General features: G+C 49.5%; 5 protein-coding genes. 4 read left to right on the top strand and 1 reads right to left on the bottom strand.

The features are described from left to right. The first annotated feature begins 59 nt into the window (after window positions 1-59). Window positions 60-18,998: a non-ribosomal peptide synthase/polyketide synthase gene (locus M3629_RS25505; protein ID WP_251511307.1), complete on the top strand. Its 18,939-nt coding sequence runs from the start codon at window positions 60-62 to the stop codon at window positions 18,996-18,998. A 69-nt stretch (window positions 18,999-19,067) separates the two neighbouring features. Here M3629_RS25505 and M3629_RS25510 read toward each other — a convergent pair whose 3' ends face one another. After that, window positions 19,068-20,114, bottom strand: coding sequence for a helix-turn-helix transcriptional regulator (locus tag M3629_RS25510; RefSeq protein ID WP_251511309.1), 1,047 nt, complete (start codon window positions 20,112-20,114; stop codon window positions 19,068-19,070). Window positions 20,115-20,221: 107 nt separating this feature from the next. On the opposite strand from M3629_RS25510, the gene M3629_RS25515 reads away from it, so the two are divergent. The 3 genes from M3629_RS25515 to M3629_RS25525 all read left to right on the top strand — a co-directional run bounded on the left by M3629_RS25515 (window position 20,222) and on the right by M3629_RS25525 (window position 23,831). Further along, entirely contained in the window at window positions 20,222-20,665 is a 444-nt protein-coding gene (locus M3629_RS25515) for a VOC family protein (RefSeq protein ID WP_251511311.1), read from the top strand. Between the two features lie 298 nt (window positions 20,666-20,963). Continuing rightward, the gene (locus tag M3629_RS25520; protein ID WP_251511312.1) at window positions 20,964-21,884 is read left to right on the top strand and encodes a methyl-accepting chemotaxis protein; all 921 of its coding nucleotides are present in this window, start codon (window positions 20,964-20,966) and stop codon (window positions 21,882-21,884) included. 234 nt (window positions 21,885-22,118) lie between these two features. After that, the gene (locus M3629_RS25525) at window positions 22,119-23,831 is read left to right on the top strand and encodes a spore germination protein (RefSeq protein WP_251511313.1); all 1,713 of its coding nucleotides are present in this window, start codon (window positions 22,119-22,121) and stop codon (window positions 23,829-23,831) included.

The following is a 23,831-nucleotide window of genomic DNA, read 5'->3' on the forward strand; positions in this document are numbered from 1 at the left end:
TGTAAAACCCTTTAATTCAACTTATTAACAAACAATCTCTAAAACGGGAGTGTGTCGATGTGAGAGAAAATACCAACAAGCAATACGGATTAACGCAAGCCCAGCGCCGAATATGGTTTATGGAAATTATGAATCCGGGTACGTCCATCACGATGCTTTCCGCAACTTACCAAATTACGGGTGAGATTGACACACCGCTTCTGGAGCAAGCGACGGGTGAAATCGTCAAAACCTATGATGCTTTCCGCATCCGTCTTAGTGGAGATTTACAACATCCAACACAGTGGTTTGAAGAACTGGAGAATGTGCAAGCCAGGATAAGCCACCTCGAATTAGATACAACTGAACAATTTTATACATGGGTAAACGAAGTAAGCGAAAAACCGGTAAGCGTGTTTGACGAAAACCTTTACCAATTTACAATTATTCATTTTGCGAACGGTCAGGTATGGCTTAATTTGACGATAAATCATATCATTGCTGACGGTTTGTCCGTAAATGCTTTGTTGCATGCCGTGATGGAAAAATATCTGAAACTGCGCAAAGACAAAGGTAAGGTAAAAGGCAAAGTCAAAGAGAATGAGAATGAGAATGGCAGAGATAAAGATATCTCAGGTAATGATCAGGCTCCCTCTTATTTGGATTATATTTCTGCTGAGCAAGAGTATGAGCAATCACAACGTTATCAAAAAGGCAAGGAATATTGGCTTACAAAGTACAGTACGTTGCCTGAAACGACGGGCATTAAATCGGTGCCATCATTCTCCGTTGGCAGTGAGTCCAATAAACTCGCCATCATTTTGGACGGTTCCCGGTATGAACGCATTCTGGCCTTCAGTGAACGATATCAGGTCAGCTTATATACGTTATTTCTGTCCACCATGTACGCCCTGCTGTACAAGCTGACTGACAGCACCGATGTGCCGGTCGGCACGGTTTTCGCCAATCGTACCAGCAAAAAGGAAAAAGAAACCATTGGTATGTTCGTCAGCACTGTGGCCACACGGATTCATCTTGATCCAGACGCTCATCTGATGTCCCTGATCCAAACCGTTTCCAAGGAAAATACGGCGGATCTGCGGTATCAGAAATATCCGTATAACCAATTGATCCAGGATTTGCGTGAGCAACATGGACGGAACGATCTGTCGGAGCTTTTCCGCACATCTCTGGAATATCTGCCTCTGAAAATTGAGGAGTACGAAGAAATCAAAGTACGCCTGGAGGCTCATTTTGCCAGACATGAGATGGATGATTTGTTGCTACGCTTCGACCATATGCTGAATGAAGGACATGTCATTCTGCATGCTTCTTACCGTACTGGCCTGTTCAACAAGGCCGAGATCGATCGGATTATGGAACAGTATGTAACGGTTCTGGATCAGTTCCTTCAGACACCCGAACTACGGGTATGTGAACTTTCTCTGCTCAGTGATGAGGAGAGACATCGCATATTGAACGTTTTCAACCCGCCAGTGGCAGAACTCAGCGAGGCACAAGCGTTTCATCGATATATTGAAAAGTTTTCAAGGGAAATACCGGATCATCCTGCAGCCATCTACATGGACAAACAGCTGACGTATGGCGAATTGAACGAGCGCGCCGAACGTCTGGCTGCTCTCCTTCGTGAACAGGGCGTGGGAAAGGAGAGCATTACGGGGATCTGGGCGGAACGTTCGGTCGAACTGCTGGTAGGGGTACTCGCTGTATGGAAAGCGGGCGGAGCCTATGTGCCGCTAGATCCTGATTATCCGGCAGAGCGAATCGAGTATATGCTAAGCGACAGCGAGGCATCGGTGTTGCTTACGCAACGTCATTTGTTGGGGCGGGCCGGAGGTTGGCTGGCTGATGACAGGCTGAAGCTTCAAGCGGTTTATGCCATGGACGATGAGCAGCTTTATACCGGGGACGCGGTTGGCATGAAATTTGACTCTGTCGACAGTGCTCCGCAAGACTTGGCTTATGTGATTTACACCTCGGGTACAACGGGACATCCGAAAGGTGTCATGGTTGAGCATGGTAGTCTCGTAAATACGGCGGATGCATACCGCCTTGAGTACCGATTGGATCAGTTCCCGGTACGGCTGCTGCAACTGGCGAGTTTCTCGTTTGACGTATTCGTCGGAGATATCGCGCGCACGCTGTACAACGGGGGTACGATGGTGATTGTGCCGAAGGATGACCGGATTGATCCAAACCGTTTATACGGCTGGATTCGGGATCAAAACATTACGGTATTCGAATCAACGCCTGCGCTCATTCTGCCGTTCATGCAACATATCTATGAAGAAAAGCTGGACATTAGCTCCATGCAGTTGCTGATTACCAGCTCGGATGCTTGCAGTGTCAACGATTATCGTTTGTTACAGGAAAGATTCGGCGGACAATTTCGCGTTATTAATGCCTACGGCGTGACGGAAGCGGCGATTGACAGCAGCTTTTACGACGAGCCGTTGGACAAACTGCCGCCGTCGGGCCATGTGCCCATCGGCAAAGCTTGGCTGAACGCCAGATTTTATATTGTTGATGCAGCATTAAAGCCAGTGCCTATAGGGATTCCGGGGGAGCTTGTCATTGGTGGTGCAGGGGTCGCGCGCGGGTACTGGAACCGTCCCGACTTAACCGCCGAGAAGTTTATAGAGAGCCCGTTTGTGCCGGGCGAACGTCTGTACCGGACAGGGGACCTGGCCCGCTGGCTGGAAGACGGAAACGTGGACTTCATCGGCCGGATCGACTACCAGGTGAAAATTCGCGGGTTCCGAATCGAACTTGGAGAGATTGAAACGGCGTTGTTACGTTATCCTGGCATTAAACAAGCTGTAGTAATCGACCGTACGGATGAGCAGGGGCAGAAGTATTTGTGTGGTTACGTGGCTGGCGATGCTTCCTTGCAGATAAGCCATATGCTGTCTCTATTGAAGAAAGAACTGCCTGTCCATATGATCCCGGCTCGATTGGTATCACTCGATAAGCTTCCACTCACACCGAACGGTAAAATTGACCGTAAAGCCTTGCCTGAACCGAGCGGAGAGGTAGAGGCAGGACATGAGTATGTAGCACCTCGCACAGAGCTTGAAACAAGGATTTCTCTCATTTGGCAACAGGTGCTGGGTATTGCGCGAGTTGGCGTTCAAGATGACTTTTTCGAATTGGGAGGGCATTCTTTGCGGGCCTCTTCGCTGGTTTCCAAGATTCGGAAGGAACTACAAGTCGAGGTACCACTGCGGGACGTTTTTCGCTATACCACAATTGAACAGTTGGCCCAGAGAATCGGTAGTTTAAAGCAGCAGGAGACATACGAGATTACAAAGGCAGCCCAGGCAGAGTACTATCCGGTTTCCTCTGAACAAAAGCGTTTGTACATCCTGCGCCAGCTTGATGGAGCCGAGCGTAGCTACAATATGTCAGCGGCGCTTCTACTCGAAGGTGCATTGGATCATACGCGCGTCGAGCAAGCATTCCGGGCACTGATTCAGCGCCATGAGACGCTGCGCACCGGGATCGAGCAGGTTCAGGGCGAGCTTGTGCAGCGCATCTATGATGAGGTGCAGTTTGCCGTGGATTATTTCCAGGTGAACGAGCAGGAATTAGATCAAATGGTGGAGGCTTATTATCGCCCGTTTGATCTGACCAAGCCGCCACTTCTACGTATCGGCCTGATCCAAGTCGCCGAGAATCGCCACATTATGTTGTTCGATATGCATCATATCGTCTCCGATGGCATTTCGACTGCGTTACTTTTCGACGAGTTCAGTCGTCTGTATCGGAGTGAGGCACTGGCTCCACTACACATTCAATACAAAGACTATGCTGTGTGGCAACATTCCGAAGCCTATGGGCTGATGCTTGAGCCGCAGAAGGAGTACTGGCTGGAACAGTTGTCGGGTGAATTGCCTGTTTTGGAGCTACCGACGGATCACCCGCGCGCTGCGGTGCAGAGCTTTGACGGCCGGACTGTAAAGTTTAATATCGGGAAAGAACGAACGGAGAAGTTGAAAGAACTTGCGGCACGGACGGGAACGACCCTGTATATGGTGCTACTGTCAGCGTACTCCATCCTTATGCATAAATATTCGGGCCAGGAAGATCTGATCGTAGGAACGCCGATTGCCGGAAGAACGCAAGAAGAAGTGCAACCTATCGTGGGAATGTTCATCAACACACTGGCCATTCGTAGCCGTCCAGAGCGTTCCAAGCTTTACCTTTCCTACCTTGATGAAGTTAAGGACATCACACTTGGGGCTTTTGAAAATCAAAATTATTTGTTCGAAGACTTGGTGGAGAGTCTGCACATTGCGCGCGCGACTGGCCGGAATCCGCTCTTTGATACGTTCTTCTCCCTGCAAAATACGGAGAACGAGCGAATTGTCATCGAGGGGCTTGAACAATCTTTTTATCCGCTGGAAAACCGAACATCCAAGTTCGATTTGCTACTAGATATTTCGGAGCTGGATGGTCAGCTTGAATGTCGGTTGGAGTACGCTACGGCTCTGTATAAACAGGAAACTGCGGAGCGGTTCGCCAGACATTATGACAAGTTGCTCGAAACCATCGTAGCAGCACCGGACAGGGACATTGCATCACTGGAAATGCTTACGGGTGAGGAAATCCACGAGCTGATGCACGGGTTTAACGATTCGGAGGCGGACTACCCACGTCAGCAAACCATTCACGGACTGTTCGAAGAACAAGCAGAGCTCTACCCGAATAACGTGGCGGCTGTTATGAATGAGAAGCAATTGACCTACCGTGAGTTAAATGAACAATCGAATCGCCTCGCACGAAAACTGAGGGAGACCGGAGTCGAAGCGGATCAGTTGGTGGCCATTCTGGCCGAACGTTCGCTTGATATGGTCGTCGGCATTCTCGCGATTCTCAAAGCGGGCGGAGCTTACGTGCCTGTCGATCCCGACTATCCGGAAGAGCGTATTCGTTTCATGATCGAGGATTCCGGTGCACCATTATTGCTGATTCAAAAGAAATTGCATGAGAAGACGGACTTCGCTGGAACTCGGCTTGAATTGGATGATTTTGTTTGGGGAGATGGCAAAGCGGACTTGGGAAGTGCGGTGGATGTCTCGAACTTGGAACCGATCTCTGGCCCGGGCAATCTGGCCTATGTCATCTACACATCGGGAACGACGGGCAAACCGAAAGGAACGTTGATCGAGCATAAAAACGTTGTGCGCCTCCTGTTTAATGATAAAAACCTGTTCGACTTTGGACCGTCTGATACGTGGACGTTGTTCCATTCGTTCTGCTTTGATTTCTCGGTCTGGGAAATGTACGGAGCACTACTGTACGGAGGTAAGTTGGTCATTGTACCACCACTCACAGCGAAAAATCCAGCCGATTTCCTGGCACTGTTAGGCCACGAACAAGTCACCATTCTGAACCAGACGCCAACGTATTTTTATCAACTGTTGCGGGAGGTATTGACGGATCATGCATATGATCTGCGGATTCGCAATGTCATTTTTGGGGGAGAAGCGCTTAGTCCATTGCTGCTCAAGGGCTACAAGACGAAATACCCTGATACGAAGCTGATCAACATGTATGGTATTACGGAGACAACGGTTCATGTGACGTATAAGGAAATTACGTGGGTCGAGATAGAGGCAGCCAAAAGTAATATCGGTAAACCGATCCCTACGCTGAGCGTATACGTTCTGGATGAAAACCGCCGTCCTGTGCCGATTGGCGTGTCCGGCGAAATGTATGTGGCTGGGGAAGGGTTAGCCAGAGGATATCTGAACCGTCCGGATCTGACAGCGGAGAAGTTCGTCGATTCTCCTTTTGCGGAGGGGGAGAAACTGTATCGCTCGGGTGATTTGGCGGCCTGGCTACCGGATGGCAACATCGAATATCTAGGCCGGATCGACCATCAGGTGAAAATCCGCGGTTATCGGATTGAGCTGGACGAAATCGAGACTCAGCTTCTAAATGTAGAGGGCGTGGAAGAGGCAGTGGTGCTCGCTCGTGAGGACAGCGGAGGTGAGAAGGCGCTTGTCGCTTACTTTGTGGCGGATCGGACGCTTACAGTCAGTGCCATGAGAACTGCGTTGGCGGAGGAAATGCCGGGATATATGATCCCGTCATACTTCGTGCAGTTGGAGCGTATGCCGCTGACGTCCAACGGTAAAGTCGATCGCAAATCGTTGCCTGAGCCACAAGGTGGCATGGAAACAGGCGTTGAATACGTAGCACCGCGTAACCAGTTGGAGGCTCAACTCGTGAAAATTTGGGAGGAAGTGCTGGGCTATTCTGGCATTGGAGTCCTGAACAATTTCTTCGAGCTCGGAGGCCACTCCTTGCGGGCAATAAACCTTGTCAGCAAAATCAGGAAGGAGATGAACGTCGAACTCCCGTTACGTGATGTATTCCGCTATATGACGGTAGGGGCGATGGCCGAGGCTATTTCCAGCTTAGAAGTAACGAAACATACTTCCATTCCCAAAGCGGAGGACAAAGCATACTATCCGGTTTCTTCTGCGCAAAAAAGGCTGTATGTCCTGAACCAACTGGATCGCTTGGAGCTGAATTACAACCTCCCAAGCGCCTTGCGATTAGAAGGTGTTCTGGATGAGGCCAGAGTGGAAAGAGCACTGGATACCTTGATGGCCCGTCATGATATGTTACGCACCGGTTTTGAAATCGTAAATGGAGAGCCGGTTCAACGTATCCATCCACATGTCGCTTTCAAGATCGAGAAGCTTCGAGCCAGTGAAGATCAGATTGCGTCCATTCTTGAAGGCTTCATTCAGCCTTTTGACTTGAGCGCGCCGCCTTTGCTACGTGCCCTGCTGATCGAACTGGGAGAAGAGCAGTTCCTGCTCGCACTGGATATTCATCATATTGGTTCCGACGGCCTTTCTATGGACGTACTACTGCGTGAATTCGTGCGGCTTTACAATGGGGAAGAGTTACCGGAGATGTATATTCAATACAAGGATTATTCCGTTTGGCAACAATCCGAGGAGCAGCGACAGCGCGTTGAGCAACAGGAGGAATACTGGCGTGGGGTATTTAGCTCCGAGCTTCCGGTTCTTGAGCTACCATCTGACTTCTCGCGTCCAGCTGTTCAGCAGTTTGACGGTCAAACGCTCACGTTTACACTGGATGAAGCCAAAAGTGAAGCCCTTAAACGTCTTGCAGGTGATACGGGCTCAACGCTGTACATGCTTTTGCTGGCCGCATACTCCGTATTGCTTCATAAATATGCGGGACAGGAGGATATCGTAGTCGGCACGCCGATTGCCGCCCGTTCACACGCCGACCTGCAACCGATTATCGGCATGTTTGTCAACACGTTGGCTCTTCGTTTGGGTCCAGCGGCAGAGCGGACGTTCATGGAATACTTGCAGGAAGTGAAGGAAACAACACTTGGAGCCTATGAGCATCAGGACTATCCGTTTGAGGAACTGGTGGAAGTACTTCAGGTGAACCGGGATTTGAGCCGGAATCCGCTGTTTGATACGATGTTTTCTTTACAAAAGCACGAGAGCCTGGATTTAAAGATGGAAGGTTTGCAATGGTCGCTGTTCGACATCGAGGAAAAGACAGCAAAGTTTGATCTTAGCTTGGATATTGTGGAAGCAGGGAGAGAGCTGGTTTGCAAGATTGAGTATGCTACCTCGCTATTCAGACCTGAAACGATCGTACGGCTGGCAGGGCATTACGAGCATCTTCTGGAGTCGATTCTGGCTCAGCCTGGAGCACGGATTGCGGATCTGGATTTCCTGACGGATGACGAAAAGCATGATTTGCTGGTTGGGTTTGACGTGTCGTCTCTGGCTCTCGCGAAACAATCCTCCGAAGAGGAAGAGGGCACAGGTCCGGAAGCACATGAAGCTTGGCGGGAGAGAACATTCCACGAGCGATTTGAGCAACAGGCGGAGCGTACGCCAGAAGCGCTGGCCGTTGTCTACGAAGATAGCAAGCTGACATATGCGGAGCTGAACGCCAAAGCGAACCGTTTGGCATATATACTGCGGACGCACGGAGTGAAGCCTGAGCAGGTGATTGGCATTTTGGCTGGTCGTTCCACGGAGTTATTGATTGGGGTGCTTGCCGTATGGAAGGCAGGCGGCGCTTATGTACCGCTTGACCCGGATTACCCTGCGGAACGAATTGAGTATATGCTCGCGGACAGTGGTGCAACTGTCCTGCTCACGCAGACTTGCCTGCTGGAGCAAACAGAAGTCTGGCATACTGATGCAAATCTAATGCTGCAAACGGTGCTTGCGCTTGATGACGAGACAACGTACGGACTTGCTGGGGAAAATGGGACTGTAGGTACACAAGCTTGGGGTGAAGTATGCGCTGAAGAGAGAGCTACGTTGCAGGCGGAAGTGGAATTGGCTACTGCTGAAACCTCTGCCACAGCAGAAGCTGAGAAGAGCACACATGTAGCAGATCCGGCATCCAATCCTGTAAATGTGAACAAGGCGGGTGATTTGGCTTACGTTATTTACACCTCAGGTACAACAGGCCGACCGAAGGGCGTGGCAGTGGAACACCGTAGCTTGGTGAACACGGCATCTGGCTACCGGAGGGAATACCGTCTAGATCAGTTTCCGATCCGGTTATTACAGCTCGCGAGCTTTTCATTCGACGTGTTCGTCGGCGATATCGCGCGCACGCTGTATAATGGCGGCACCATGGTCATCGTACCGAAGGACGACCGAATTGATCCAACCCGGCTGTACGGCTGGATTCGTGACTATGCCATAACGGTGTTTGAATCGACTCCGGCGTTAATCATACCGTTTATGGAACATGTGTATGCCGAAGGTCTCGATGTGAGTTCGTTGGAGTTGCTGATCACAAGTTCAGATGCGTGTAGCGTAGCAGATTACCGCATCTTGCAGGAGCGCTTCGGATCGCAGTTCCGTATTATTAACAGCTACGGCGTAACGGAAGCCGCGATTGACTCCAGTTTCTATGACGAGCCGATGGAGAAACTGCCGAAGACGGGTAGTGTGCCGATCGGGATGGCGTGGCTGAATGCGAAGTTCTATATCGTAGATGCGAACTTGAAGCCGGTGCCAATAGGCATACTCGGGGAGCTTGTTATTGGTGGTGTAGGTGTGGCCCGCGGTTATTTGAACCGTCCGGATTTGACGGCGGAAAAATTCGTAGATAGCCCGTTCACCGCTGGGGAGCGGTTGTACCGGACGGGTGACCTGGCACGCTGGATGCCGGATGGCAACGTAGATTTCATCGGTCGGATCGACAACCAGGTGAAAATTCGCGGTTACCGGATCGAGCTTGGTGAGATTGAAGCAGCCATGAATAATGTGGCTGGTGTACGTCAAGCGCTTGTCATGGATCGGATGGATGAGCGGGGGCAGAAATATTTGTGCGCGTATGTCGTAGCGGATTCAAGCTTCGATCTGGAAAGGCTGGTGGCTCATCTGGACACAGCCCTGCCTTCCCATATGGTGCCTGCGCGCATGATGCGTTTGGATCAGATGCCGCTTACGCCGAACGGAAAGGTAGACCGAAAAGCGTTACCTGTGCCGGAAGGGAGTATTCGCGCCGAGGTTGCATACACGGCTCCACGTACTAATGCTGAGCAAGCACTTGCGTTAGTATGGCAGTCTGTACTTGGTGTGGATCAGGTCGGCACAAAGGACAATTTCTTTGCGCTCGGCGGTGATTCGATCAAGGCCTTGCAGGTATCGTCCCGTCTTTTGCAAACGGGCTACAAGTTGGTCATGAAAGATTTGTTCCATTACCCGACTATTTCTGCCCTTAGCTTAAGACTGCAAACGGTAGAAAAAACGGCTAGCCAGGCCGAAGTGACGGGTGACGTTATCTTGACCCCGATTCAGCGTTGGTTCTTTGAACAAAATCCGGCTGACATACATCATAGCAACCAGGCGTTCATGCAATTTTCCAAGCAAGGTTTTGACGAAGAAGTTTTACGCCATGCGATGCATCAGCTAGTTGTGCATCATGACGCTCTTCGCACCGTTTACCGCCAAAGTGAGAACGGTTATACGGCTTGGAATCGTGGCGTCCTGGAGAATGGAGTGCTGTTCGATCTGGAAGTTGTCGATCTCAAGGGAGTCCGCGACGTTAAAGAAACGGTAGAGGCTAAGGCGAATGACATTCAAGCGAGCATAGATCTGGAAAACGGCCCCTTGGTGAAGCTCGGTTTGTTCCGCTGTGACGACGGCGATCATCTGCTCATTGCGATTCATCATCTGGTTGTAGACGGTGTATCCTGGCGAATTCTGCTTGAGGATTTGGCTACCAGCTACGAGCATGCGTTGCAAGGGCAACCCATTCGATTACCGCTCAAAACGGATTCATTCCAAACGTGGGCAAAACAGCTCGCTGAATATGCCAACAGCTCGGCAATCGATAGCGAAAGAACGTATTGGCAACATGTCGAGCAAATGACCTATGAGCCGCTTCCAAAAGATTTTGAACAAGGCAGATCCAAACTGAAGGACAGCGGGCTTGTGACTGTTCGCTGGTCAGCAGAGGAAACGGACCATCTGCTGAAGCAGGCACACCGTGCATACCATACGGAAATGAACGATCTGCTGCTGACCGCGCTTGGCCTTGCGGTACAAGCTTGGAGCGGTCAGGAACGTGTGTTGGTGAATCTCGAAGGCCACGGCCGGGAAGAACTTTTGCCAGATGTGGACATTACACGTACAGTAGGCTGGTTTACAAGTCAATTCCCTGTTGTACTGGAGCTGAGTCATGTTCAGGCTCTCGGTCATCAGGTAAAACAGGTGAAAGAAAGCTTGCGCCGTATTCCGAACAAAGGAATCGGTTATGGCATCCTGCGTTATTTGTCGGCACCGCGTGACGGCAACCGCTTCGCTTTGGAACCGGAGATCAGCTTTAACTATTTGGGTCAGTTCGACCAGGATGTGGAAAGCAACGGTTTGCACTCTTCTCCGTTCAATGCGGGCGCGGATTCAAGCCCGAATGCAGTGATGGATTTTGTCCTCGATATCAATGGTATGGTGTCAGAAGGCATGCTGGAATTCACGATCCGTTACGGGGAGACCCAGTATAAACGGGAAACGATAGAGAAATTAGGAACCTTGCTTCAATCGAGTTTACGCGAAGTTATCCTTTATTGTGTTTCGAAAGAGCGACCAGAGCTTACACCAAGTGATGTATTACTTCAAGATGTGACAGTGGAGGAATTAAATCAGTTAGCTGAACAGACGGTGGCGATTGGAGAACTGGAGAATGTGTATACCCTGACTCCGCTGCAAAAAGGGATGTTGTTCCACAGTCTGCTGGATGCTGATTCGGAAGCGTACTTCGAACAGGTGACCTTCGATCTGCACGGAAGCTTGAATGTCGAAACCTTTGCTAAAGGATTGGATACGTTAGTGCAACGGAATGAGGCATTGCGGACCAACTTTATTACGGGCTGGAGAGACGAGCCGATTCAAGTGGTATTTCGTGAGCGAAAGTGTGAAGTGTACTTTGAAGATATTCGCTCGGTAAGCGGTGAAGACATGGAGAAGACCATAGCCGATTTCGTTAGCGCGGATAAAGCGAACAAGTTCGATATGGCTCAAGGCTCACTGATGCGCGTTACCGTTTTGCGTACAGCCGATGAGTCCTACCACGTGATCTGGAGTCACCATCATATTTTGATGGACGGCTGGTGCATGTCCTTTATGATCAAGGAAGTGTTCGACACCTACTTCGCGTTGCAAGAGAATCGGAAGCTGGAGCTTCCACCGGTTACTTCGTACTCCAAGTATATCGAATGGCTGGAAACGCAAGATGTTGCGAAAGCTTCACACTACTGGTCCGAGTATTTGAAGGGTTACGACGAGCAGACCAGATTGCCTCAGGAAAAAGCGCGGGTAAATCAGCATGCTTTTGAGATGGCTGAAATGGATGTGGAACTCAGCAAGGAACTGACCGGGAAAATCGAACAGGTGGCACGCCAGCAGCAGGTGACGCTTAACACATTCATGCAAACGGTATGGGGACTGGTTCTGCAAATATACAACAACAGTGAGGATGTCGTATTCGGTTCGGTCGTATCCGGGCGTCCGGCTGAAATTCCAGGCATCGAAAGTATGATCGGCTTGTTTATTAATACCATCCCGGTTCGTATTCAAGGCAAAGCATCCGAAACGGTAGCTAATATTTTGAGAAAAACGCAGGATCAGGCACTGACATCAGGGGCTTATGAAACGTATCCATTGTTCGAAATTCAGTCGCTGAGTAAGCAAAAGCGCGACTTGATCAACCATATTATGGTCTTTGAAAATTATCCGATGGAGGAACAGATTGAGCAGGTCGTTGGCGGGGGGAAAGAAGCGCTGAAAATCGCTAATATCCAGTCACCGGAGCAAACGAATTACGATCTGGACATTACCGTCATTCCGGAAGAGCATATTTGGCTGCGGTTTACGTACAATGCACTGACCTATAGAGAAGAAGATATCAGATCGATCTACGGTCATTTTGCCCGGGCACTGGAGCAGGTTGCAGCTAATCCGAACATCCGTGTGAATCAGTTGGAACTGCTGACTGCGGCGGAAAAAGAACAGATTCTCGGTGGCTTTAACCCGGCGCAACCGGAAGCAGAAACGGCTCCTGCGCTTGCGTTCCACCGTCTGTTTGAGGAACAGGCGCAGCGCGTGCCTGAATCGGAGGCCGTCGTGTACGAGAACGACCGTCTGACGTATGCGGAGCTGAACGAGCGGGCAAACCGTTTGGCGGCTACGCTACGTGCAAGTGGCATCGGTCGTGAATCCATCGTCGGTATTCTTGCCGAACGTTCGGTGGATTTGCTGGTAGCTGTGCTGGCTGTCTGGAAAGCAGGCGGCGCGTATGTACCGCTCGATCCGGATTACCCGGCAGACCGTGTGCGGTTCATGCTCGAAGACAGTGGAGCAAAGGTACTATTAACGCAAACGCCACTGCGAGAGCGTGCTGAAACATGGCTGGGTGAAGAGGAACTAGCGTTGGCGAAGGTAATGTATCTGGACGACGAGGAATCGTATAGCGATGAGCAGGAGGATTTCACGGTGAAATCTGGTATAGCTTCGGACTCCGTCTCCGGTAAAATCTCCGGTATGGACAGCTTCCACGAAGCCCGACCAGAGGAGCTGGCCTACGTGATCTATACGTCGGGAACGACAGGACAGCCTAAAGGCGTTATGATCGAGCACCGCAGTTTGGTGAATACGGCGGCAGGATACCGGAGGAAATATCGATTAGATCAGTTCCCGGTGCGGCTATTGCAGCTTGCCAGCTTCTCGTTTGACGTGTTCGTGGGCGATATTGCGCGCACGCTATATAACGGAGGCACGATGGTCATTGTGCCGAAGGATGACCGGATCGATCCGTCTCGTTTGCACCACTGGATTGAGCAAGAGCAGGTCAATATTTTTGAATCGACGCCGGCGCTGATTGTGCCGTTTATGGAATATGTGCATGAGCAGGGGCTGAATATGAGCGGGATGGAGCTGCTTATCACAAGTTCGGACAGCTGCAGCGTAGCAGATTATCGAACCTTGCAGGAACGCTTTGGCTCGCAATTCCGAATTATCAACGCTTATGGTGTAACGGAAGCGGCGATTGACTCCAGTTTCTACGACGAGCCACTAGAAATGCTGCCCGAGACAGGGCATGTGCCTATCGGAAAAGCGTGGTTGAATGCGAGGTTTTACATTGTGGATGCACACCTGAATCCGGTGCCTGTCGGGGTGCTGGGCGAACTGGTTATTGGCGGGATTGGGGTCGCGCGCGGATACTTGAACCGTCCAGAGCTGACGGAAGAGAAGTTCGTAGACAGCCCGTTCTCAGCAGGTGAGCGTTTGTATCGCACGGGAGACTTGGCAAGATGGACGAAAGACGGCAACGTGGATTTCATTGGTCGGATGGACAACCAAGCAAAAATCCGGGGTTACCGGATTGAAACAGGCGAAGTCGAAGCAAAGTTGCTGCGTGCAACGGGTGTGAAGGAAACCGTCGTTGTAGTAAGGGAAGATCAAGAAGGTCAGAAAGCGTTGTGCGCCTATTATACTGCGGAAGAAGGCTTAACCGTAGCAGACCTGAAACGAGCCATCTCAAGCGAGTTGCCGGGGTACATGATCCCGTCATACTTCGTAGAAATGGAGCATCTGCCTCTGACGCCGAATGGGAAAATCGACCGGAAGGCACTGCCGGCACCAGAGACGGGAGCAGATGGAGGTCGTGAATATGTGGCTCCGCGCACCGAACTGGAGGCCAAGCTGGCTGTTATCTGGCAAGATGTGCTTGTGCGGGAGAAAACAGTGGGCGTAACCGACAATTTCTTCGATCTGGGCGGACACTCTCTGCGGGCGACAACGCTGGTCAGCAAAATGCATAAAGAGCTAGGCGTACAATTCCCGCTTCGCGACGTATTCCGCTACTCCACGGTTAAGGAAATGGCCACGGCTATGGAGAAGCTGGAGAACGGCTCGTTCACAGCTATTCCGGTTGCGGAACCGAGCGCGTATTATCCGCTCTCTTCCGCTCAGAAACGTCTTTATATTTTGAACCAGCTAGAAGGAGCCGAGCTGAGCTACAACATACCGGGAGCTATGATGCTCGAAGGTGAGCTTGACCGACAGCGGATTGCGGAAACATTCCGAGAACTCGTAGCTCGTCATGAAACGCTGCGTACTGGCTTTGAGATGATAAAAGGCGAAGCGATTCAGCGGATTTATGATGAAGTCGTCTTCGATGTGGAATATGTGCATATCAGCGGAGATCAAGCGGAAGAGACGGTGCGCCAATTCGTTCGTCCGTTTGATCTTGCGAAGCCGCCACTGCTGCGTGTAGGTCTTGCCGAACTGGCGCCGGACCGGCATATTCTGATGTTTGATACGCATCATATCGTATCTGACGGTGTCTCGATGGACGTACTAATCGAAGAATTCGTACATTTGTACAGCGGTAAGTCGCTTGATCCGCTCCGCATTCAGTACAAAGATTACGCGGTATGGCAACAATCAAACGAGCAGAAGGCGCAGCTTGCTAAGCAAGAAGCCTACTGGCTGGACATGTTCCGCGGAGAACTGCCGGTTTTGGAATTGCCGACTGACTATCCGCGCCCGACAATGCAGCGTTACGAGGGACGTACACTTCAATTGTTTATGAATAGCGAGCAAAGCGAGGGTCTGAAACGACTTGCATCCGAGAACGGTGCAACACTTTACATGGTTCTACTTGCTGGTTATACGATATTGTTGCAGAAATACACAGGACAAGAAGACGTGGTCGTCGGTACGCCGATTGCGGGAAGAAATCATAGTGACGTTCAGCCATTGATCGGTATGTTCGTTAATACTTTGGCTATTCGCAGTTATCCGGCTGCCGATAAGACGTTCCTAGACTATTTGAAGGAAATCAAGGAGACCACCCTGGGTGCTTTTGAACATCAGAATTATCCGTTTGAAGAACTGGTAGATAAGGTGGGCGTGGCTCGGGACCTAAGCCGTAATCCGTTGTTTGATACGATGTTTGCTTTGCAGAATACAGAGAATTTGGAAATCCAGCTTCCTGGACTCCGCTTATCGACGTACGCCAGCGAAGAGATTGTTTCTAAATTCGATCTAAGTTTAGACGTGACGGAGATTGAGGAAGGGTTGGAATATCTGTTTGAATATGCCACAGCTCTCTATAGAACCGAAACGGTGGAGAATATGGCATCCCATTACTTGCAACTGCTCGAATCCATTCTCCGTAACCCGTCAGGGACCATTGCTGAATTGGATATCTTAACCACTGTGGAAAAAGAACAAATTCTCTGCGCGTTTAACCCGGCGCTTTCAGAAGTGGAAGCTGCTCCTGCAGCTACGTTTCATCGTCTGTTCGAGGAACAGGCGCAGCAAGCGCCTGAATCGGAGGCCGTTGTATACGAGAACGACCGTCTAACGTATGCGGAGCTGAATGAGCGGGCGAACCGTTTGGCCGCTACACTGCGTGCAAGCGGCATCGGCCGTGAATCCATCGTCGGTATTCTTGCCGAACGTTCGGTGGATTTGCTGGTAGCCGTGCTCGCTGTCTGGAAAGCAGGCGGCGCGTATGTACCGCTCGATCCGGATTACCCGGCAGACCGTGTACGGTTCATGCTCGAAGACAGTGGAGCAAAGGTACTATTAACGCAAACGCCACTGCGAGAGCGTGCTGAAACATGGTTGGACGAAGAGGAACTAGCGTTGGCGGATGTGTTGTATCTCGATGACGAAACATCGTACAGCGAGGAGCGGGCAAATGCGCCGATAAGTTCTGGTATGGACAGCTTCCATGAAGTCCGACCAGAGGATCTGGCCTACGTGATCTATACGTCGGGAACGACGGGACAGCCTAAAGGCGTCATGATCGAGCACCGCAGCCTGGTGAATACGGCGGCAGGCTACCGACGGGAATATCGGTTGGATCAGTTCCCGGTGCGGCTGTTACAGCTGGCAAGCTTCTCGTTTGACGTGTTCGTGGGCGATATTGCACGCACGCTATACAACGGGGGCACGATGGTCATTGTGCCGAAGGACGACCGGATCGATCCATCGCGTCTGCATCACTGGATTGAGCAGGAGCGGGTAACTATTTTTGAATCGACGCCAGCGCTGATTGTGCCGTTTATGGAATATGTGCATGAAAATCAGCTGGATATGAGTCAGATGGAGCTCATCATCACAAGTTCGGACAGTTGCAGCGTGGCCGATTATCGGATCTTGCAGGAACGCTTCGGCTCTCAATTCCGAATCATCAACGCCTATGGTGTAACGGAAGCAGCGATTGACTCCAGTTTCTACGACGAGTCACTGGAAATGCTGCCCGAGACAGGGCATGTGCCTATCGGAAAAGCGTGGTTAAATGCGAAGTTTTACATTGTGGATGCACACCTGAATCCGGTGCCTGTCGGGGTGTTGGGCGAACTGGTTATCGGCGGAGTTGGGGTCTCGCGCGGATACTTGAACCGTCCAGAGCTGACGGAAGAAAAGTTCGTAGACAGCCCGTTCTCAGCAGGTGAGCGTTTATATCGCACGGGAGACTTGGCGAGATGGACGAAAGACGGCAACGTGGACTTCATCGGTCGAATGGATAACCAGGCCAAAATCCGGGGCTACCGGATCGAAACAGGCGAGATTGAGTCACAGCTACTACAGGTGGAACATGTACGGGAAGCAGTCGTTCTGGTTCGAAATGACGCAAACGGGCAGAAAGTGCTATGTGCGTATTACACGTCGGATATGGGAACGGATCTGGCAGTGAATGATCTGCGCGGCGCGCTGGCCCAGGAGTTGCCAGGTTACATGATCCCATCGTACTTTGTAGAACTGGAAAACTTGCCACTAACGCCGAATGGGAAAGTTGACCGGAAGGCGTTGCCAGCGCCAGAAGAAGGAGCTGGAGGAGGACGCGAAACCGTGGCGCCGCGAACCAAGCTAGAGGCGAAACTGGTCGCCATCTGGCAGGACGTGCTCGGACCAATAACAATAGGTGTAACGGATAACTTCTTTGATCTTGGCGGGCACTCCTTACGGGCGACAATGCTGGTTAGCAAGGTGCACAAGGAGTTGAGTGTAGACTTGCCGCTGCGCGATGTGTTCCGACACTCGACGGTTGAATCAATGGCTGAAATAATCAGTCAATTGGAGTGGCAGGAACACCGATCCATTCCGGTGCTGGATCAGAAGGATTACTATCCGCTTTCCTCCGTGCAAAAACGGTTGTACATCCAGCAACAGATGGAGGGCGCGGAGCTTAGTTACAACATGTCAGGCATGACGGTTCTCGTCGGGCGTTTGGAACGGAATCAATTCGAGTCCGCGCTCAAAGGATTAATCGCTCGTCATGAAGTTTTGCGAACTGGGTTCGAGATGGTGGACGGTGAACCCGTACAACGAATTTATCCGAACTTGGAGTTTGCCGTCGAGTATACCAAAGCGACAGAAAGTGAAACGAGAAATATCGCAGACGGATTTGTGCGAGTCTTTGATTTGGAGCGGCCGCCGCTGCTACGTGTGGGCTTAGTTGAATGGGAAGCGGAACGGCACTTGCTTATGCTGGACATCCATCATATCATCACGGATGGCATGTCGATGGGCATATTCGTCGAAGAACTCTTACGTCTGTATAACGGCGAGACTCTTGAACCGCTTCGAATTCAATACAAGGAATATGCCGCTTGGCAACAGTCTGAGCCTGTAAAAGAACAGCTGAAACGTCAGGAATCCTATTGGCTGGACGTGCTGGAAGGAGAACTGCCGACGCTTGAAATGCCTACGGATTTTGTCAGACCTGTCATTCGCAGCTTTGAGGGAGATGTGCTACCTTTCAATATCGACCAGCAGATGACGGAAAGCTTGGAACGCATCGCCAGTCAGAACGGTGCTACTCTTTATATGGTATTATCGGCGGCCTATTCTATCCTGCTCAGCAAGTACTCGGGGCAAGAAGACTTCATTGTAGGCACGCCGGTTTCGGGTCGTACACATACCGACTTGGAGCCACTGATCGGAATGTTTGTCAACACGTTGGCCATTCGCCATTATCCGTCGGGAGAGAAAACATTCCTTGCTTACTTGAACGAAGTCAAAGAAACGATGCTGGGGGCTTACGATCACCAGGATTATCCGTTTGAGGAGCTTGTGAAGAAACTTCAGGTACCGCGAGATCTAAGCCGCAATCCTGTATTCGATGTCATGTTTGCTCTGGAAACGAAGGAAGATAACGTTCAAAACTTCGGAGAGATCCAGATCGAATCTTATCCGGAAAAGCATACAGTTGCTCAATTCGATCTGACTTTGGTCATTTCGGTGCTGGATGAGGGAATGATCGGGCAGTTTGAATATGCGACCAAGTTGTTTACACGCAATCTGATTGATAATTTCGCTCAGGATCTGCTCTTAATCATCAGCCAAATTGGTGAACAGCCTTCGATGTTGCTGAAAGATATTTCCCTGAACGGTCAATCTGAACAGGAACAAGATGAGCTAGAGGCCATTGATATTATGTTCTAATCTTATACCCGGCTTGGGTGTATGCCGTATTTTTTCTCGGTATGCACTCTACCGGGTTTTTTAATACCCTTAGATACACCTCAACAAATTCATATAATATTGTCTCAACGATTCCTTCAACATCTCCGGCTCAACAATCTTAATGGAAGTACCATAGCCTGCAAGGTAGATCACAATAAACTCCAGTTCATGAGGTTCATAGGTTCCGATCAGCAGGTTCACACCGTCTTGTTCTTCAAGGCGCATGGAGGGATAGTGGTTTTGCTGAAACCGCTCCATGCCAGCCTTACTGATCCTGCATTGAAACGAGATAGCTTGTTCGGAAGGTTTCCATATGAAATGATATTGCTCTGCTCTCAGATTATCCAGCTCAATAACAGGTTCGATTTCCGTTAATACAGCCGAAATGATTCGATCACAGCGAAATACACGAGGCGCTTTTTTCTTAAGATCGTATGCCTGACAATACCAGTACCCTTTACTGGTATATAGTGCAATGGGTTGTATGACACGGGTGCTGGTTTTTGTTTTGGAAACTGCTTCTGACTGATCATGGTAAGCTTCCAGATTCTCTTGCGTAGGCTCTTTGTTCTTAATAGAAACTGTGACTTTACTCCAATTCGCCGCACTCCTGTTTTTGTCATGATACGTAATTTGAATAACGATCTGCTGTACCGCGGCCTTCAATAGAAGCTCCAGATGAGCACTGTCTTTGATCTGTTCGGTATGTTTAAAAGCAACACGTTGTTGCATGTTATGAATGTTTTCTTGCTGTCTGTCTGATAATGCCGCCATGAATTTCTCATGCACAGAGTCAAATGTCGTCTGAAAAGGCAAACTGGTGAAGCTGCGAAGGGCCTGCATAGCGAAGTACAGGGCATGGAGCTCATCAGTATTAAAAGAGATTGGAGGCAGCTGCATCTGCTGAAGCAGACGGTAACCGCCATAACGTCCGTATTCCACATAGATGGGCGCACCCATCTCTTCCAGAGACGCAATATCACGTAAGGCGGTTCGTTTGGATATTTGAAACTCTTGCATTAAGTCAGGCAGCGTGAAGTGCTGTTTTTGATTTATAAAGCGAAGCATATGGTGTAGACGTTCACTCTTTTTCATCCGTTCTCATCTCGTTCTCATCTCGTTCCCTCAATGGTGCCATCTATTGACACCTTTTGTCGTTATAGTGATAAGTGTAAGGCAAACGAATAGAGGAGGCAAACAGAATGAAAATTGAAGTGATTCCCTTTCTCTCGATGAACGGAGAAGCAGCAGAAGCGATTAGATTTTACGAAAAAACGTTAGGTGCGAAAGTATTATTCCGAAAAAGCTACAAAGAAATGAAGCAGAAGAGTCCCGGTTTCACATATCCTGCAGGTCAGGATGAGTACATCACCCATTCGGTGCTGGAGATCGGAGCGAATAAAATTATGATTGCGGAGGAAGCGATGGATGCGGAGAGACCGTGGGTACTGGGAAACAGTACATCGCTGTGCATTCAATCCCAGGATCAAGGCCAAATGGACGGACTATACGAGGCATTGACGCAACACGAAGGGGTTAAGGTGCTTGTGCCTTATGCAAGGAATGAATTTAGTCCAGGCTACGGGATTGTCCGTGATCCGTTTGGTGTTGTCATTCAGCTGTGTGTAACGGTACATGATTTTTAAGTTTTGAGATGATTTTACGTTTAAAATTTCCAGAAAAAAGCAAGTTATGATTACCCATAACTTGCTTTTTATGTTGCTCTATATCTCCACAGATTGTGAATAATGACCCAGAGTATGAAGGTTGTATGTACACAAAAAAATATTTTTTGGGATTCGTGCAAATTAGTGATCCAAAAGTCCCGAATTCGGGTATCATTACTAGGAGTCAACGCATCGCATGAATACATCTATCATGAACGGCATGAAGTAATTAAATGCAACACTTTATTGACTATGGGACGGATTGTGGGGGATTTGGATGTCTTTATTGGAGACGGGGCGGCAAGATCAGGTGACGGACGATTTAGTGGTCAAGGCGATGGAGAAAAGTTTGGCGATTATTCGCTTCGACTTAAACCGCAGGGTTACATACGTGAACGATGTATTTGCTTCAAGAATGGGGTATACCAAGGAAGAGATGTATGGAATGCAGCATCGGCAATTATGCTTTGGAACATTTACAGATAGTCCGGCATATGAGGAGTTCTGGAGAAGTATTTTGGCTGGAAACAGCTTTCAGGACAAGATTGAGCGTATGGATGCCAAAGGCCAATCGGTATGGCTCGAAGCTACATATATGCCCGTGTTTGATGCGTCGAATCAGAAGGTACTTGGCGTTTGCAAGATGGCTACGGATATTACGAATCGCCAAAATAACATTACAGCCGTTGTTCAGGAATTGAAGGCGCTATCTCAAGAACTGAATGAGCAGGCAGGTGCCGGAATTGGCCGAAGCCATGAGCTAATGTCTAGCGTTTCTTATATCTCCGAAGTATCTGCAGCTAACCAGTCTACACTAACGCATCTGCAAGAACAGGCTGGCTCCATTCAAGGTGTGGTGCGAACGATTCGGGAAATCTCTTCTCAGACACAATTACTCGCGCTCAATGCAGCGATTGAGGCTGCACATGCAGGAGAGTTCGGCCGAGGATTCGATATTGTGGCGAAAGAAGTGCGCAAGCTGTCAGCCATGGTGGAGAATTCAATTAACGAGATTCGAGACAGTGTAACGGGAATTACCAAAGAGATTACCAATATTACAGACGGTACAAAAAAAGTAGAGAAATACGTGCAACAAAGTCACGAAAGAATTGAGATTGCGTTAAATGATTTCAAAACGATCGCGGCCGCGGCTCATTTACTGGATGATAAGGCACAGCATGTGACTCGAATTGTGTAAGCGGAAATAAATGTATGGTAAGAATGATAAGAACGGTTCTGTGCTCATTGCAGGATCGTTTTTTTGCTGTTTTTATCATAATCCCTGCCAATGAAAAGTCGTTATTCACCATCAGGCAGGAATGTGTTCCATTGCCTATCCTGCCAAATTCACAGAATTTTTATGGGCAAACAGGACACAATAAGCCGGGAATACCTGTGGTTGATTTTACAGAGAAGGGAGGATGGATGGAGGGTGTGGTCAACGATCTTATCTTATGTACCGAAATGGACCATCTGGGCACAGGCACTCATGGTGTTTATTGTACCGATTATGATATATTTCACGACCAATTGGTTCCATACGGCAATCAAGCGGGGCAGCTTCTCTCGCAAAAATAAAATGATTCCTTCGCCGAAGGACATTTCACCAGCGGAAGCCGGCATCGGGCCAGGGACAGAAACGGGGCACTATGCCAACATTAAGTTAACCGGAATATACACGACAGATCTGATAACGGTTCGAGAGACGTTTGGCAAAAATGCAGATGTACATATTCGAGAGTTCACCATTCGAGGAACGAACACGAGAGCGGCGATCATGTATACCGAAGGGCTTACGGATACAGATCTGATCGACCAATATTTAATTGAACCTTTGATGATTAAGGGAATACCTGAACTCAAACAGGAAAGCTTCCTTCATCCTGAACAAGCAGACTTCCTGTCCACGTATCTGAAAACTCAAATTCTTCCCGTCAGTGAGGTTCAGGAGACTCAATCTCTCCAGGAGCTTGCATCAAGTGTTTTAGTAGGGAAAAACGGTTTGTTGGTGGACGGCCTGTCGGGAGCTATGCTAATCGGAACGTCCAGATTAAAGACACGTGGGGTGGATGAACCTTTGTCTGAAGGTTTGCTACGTGGACCGCGTATCGGTTTTACAGAGGAGCTTAGTGATAACACGGGCATTTTACGACGTTATGGAAGCGATCAGAGTTTGTTTATTGAAAAGTTTGAAGTGGGCAGCCGGATCAAAAAGGACTTGGCTATTGCTTATATTCAGGATATTGCCGATCCTAAACTCGTAACCGAGGTTATAAAGCGTGTGAAAAGTATTGATATGGACACGATGCTGGAGTCCGGTTACGTAGAACAACTGATTGAAGATGATGCCTTGAGTCCTTTCCAGCAGATTCTGAATACGGAAAGACCTGACCGCGTGATTGGTGCTCTATTGGAAGGTCGTGTCGCTATTTTGCTGGACGGAACTCCGTTTGTTCTGGTTGTGCCGGTTACGTTCAGCATGCTGCTCCAATCTCCAGAAGACTACTATGAACGCTGGATTCCAAGTACCTTCCTTCGCATTCTGCGTTTCATGGCGGCAATGCTAGCCTTACTTGCCCCGGCGCTTTATATCTCTTTCATATCGTTCCATCCAGGTCTGATTCCTACGAAACTGGTGCTGACGATTATTGAAACCCGTTCGGGTGTGCCCTTTCCTTCGATTATTGAAGCTTTGATTATGGAGCTGTCCATTGAGATTCTAAGAGAAGCCGGGATTCGTTTGCCCAAACCTATCGGACCTGCAATGGGAATCGTTGGAGGTTTAATCATCGGTCAGGCGGCAGTACAGGCGGGGATTATCAGTCAGTTTCTGGTCATTGTCGTGGCGGTCACGGCGATTTCATCCTTCACTATTCCGGTGTATAGTGCAGGGCTGACCTTGCGGTTGTTGCGCTTTGCTGCGATGTTTAGCGCTGCTGTAATGGGATTATATGGCGTGGTTATGTTCTTCTTGCTGATGTGCACACATCTGGCTCGACTCTCCAGCTTCGGGGTGCCTTATATTGCACCAGCGGTTCCGTACCACTTGAGTGATTGGAAGGATTTTGTCATCCGCGCTCCGCTTAACATGATGAGAAGACGCCCTGCCATGATGAATCCGACCGATGAAGATCGGAAGAAATAA

The sequence above is a fragment of the Paenibacillus polysaccharolyticus genome (genome assembly GCF_023714295.1).
Lineage (GTDB): Bacteria > Bacillota > Bacilli > Paenibacillales > Paenibacillaceae > Paenibacillus > Paenibacillus polysaccharolyticus_A.

What these genes read in the sequence shown, in the direction of transcription:
- M3629_RS25515 (WP_251511311.1), top strand. Translation starts at nt 20,222, where the DNA reads ATGAAAATTGAAGTGATTCCCTTTCTCTCGATGAACGGAGAAGCAGCA.
- M3629_RS25520 (WP_251511312.1), top strand. Translation starts at nt 20,964, where the DNA reads ATGTCTTTATTGGAGACGGGGCGGCAAGATCAGGTGACGGACGATTTA.
- M3629_RS25510 (WP_251511309.1), bottom strand. Translation starts at nt 20,114, where the DNA reads ATGAAAAAGAGTGAACGTCTACACCATATGCTTCGCTTTATAAATCAA.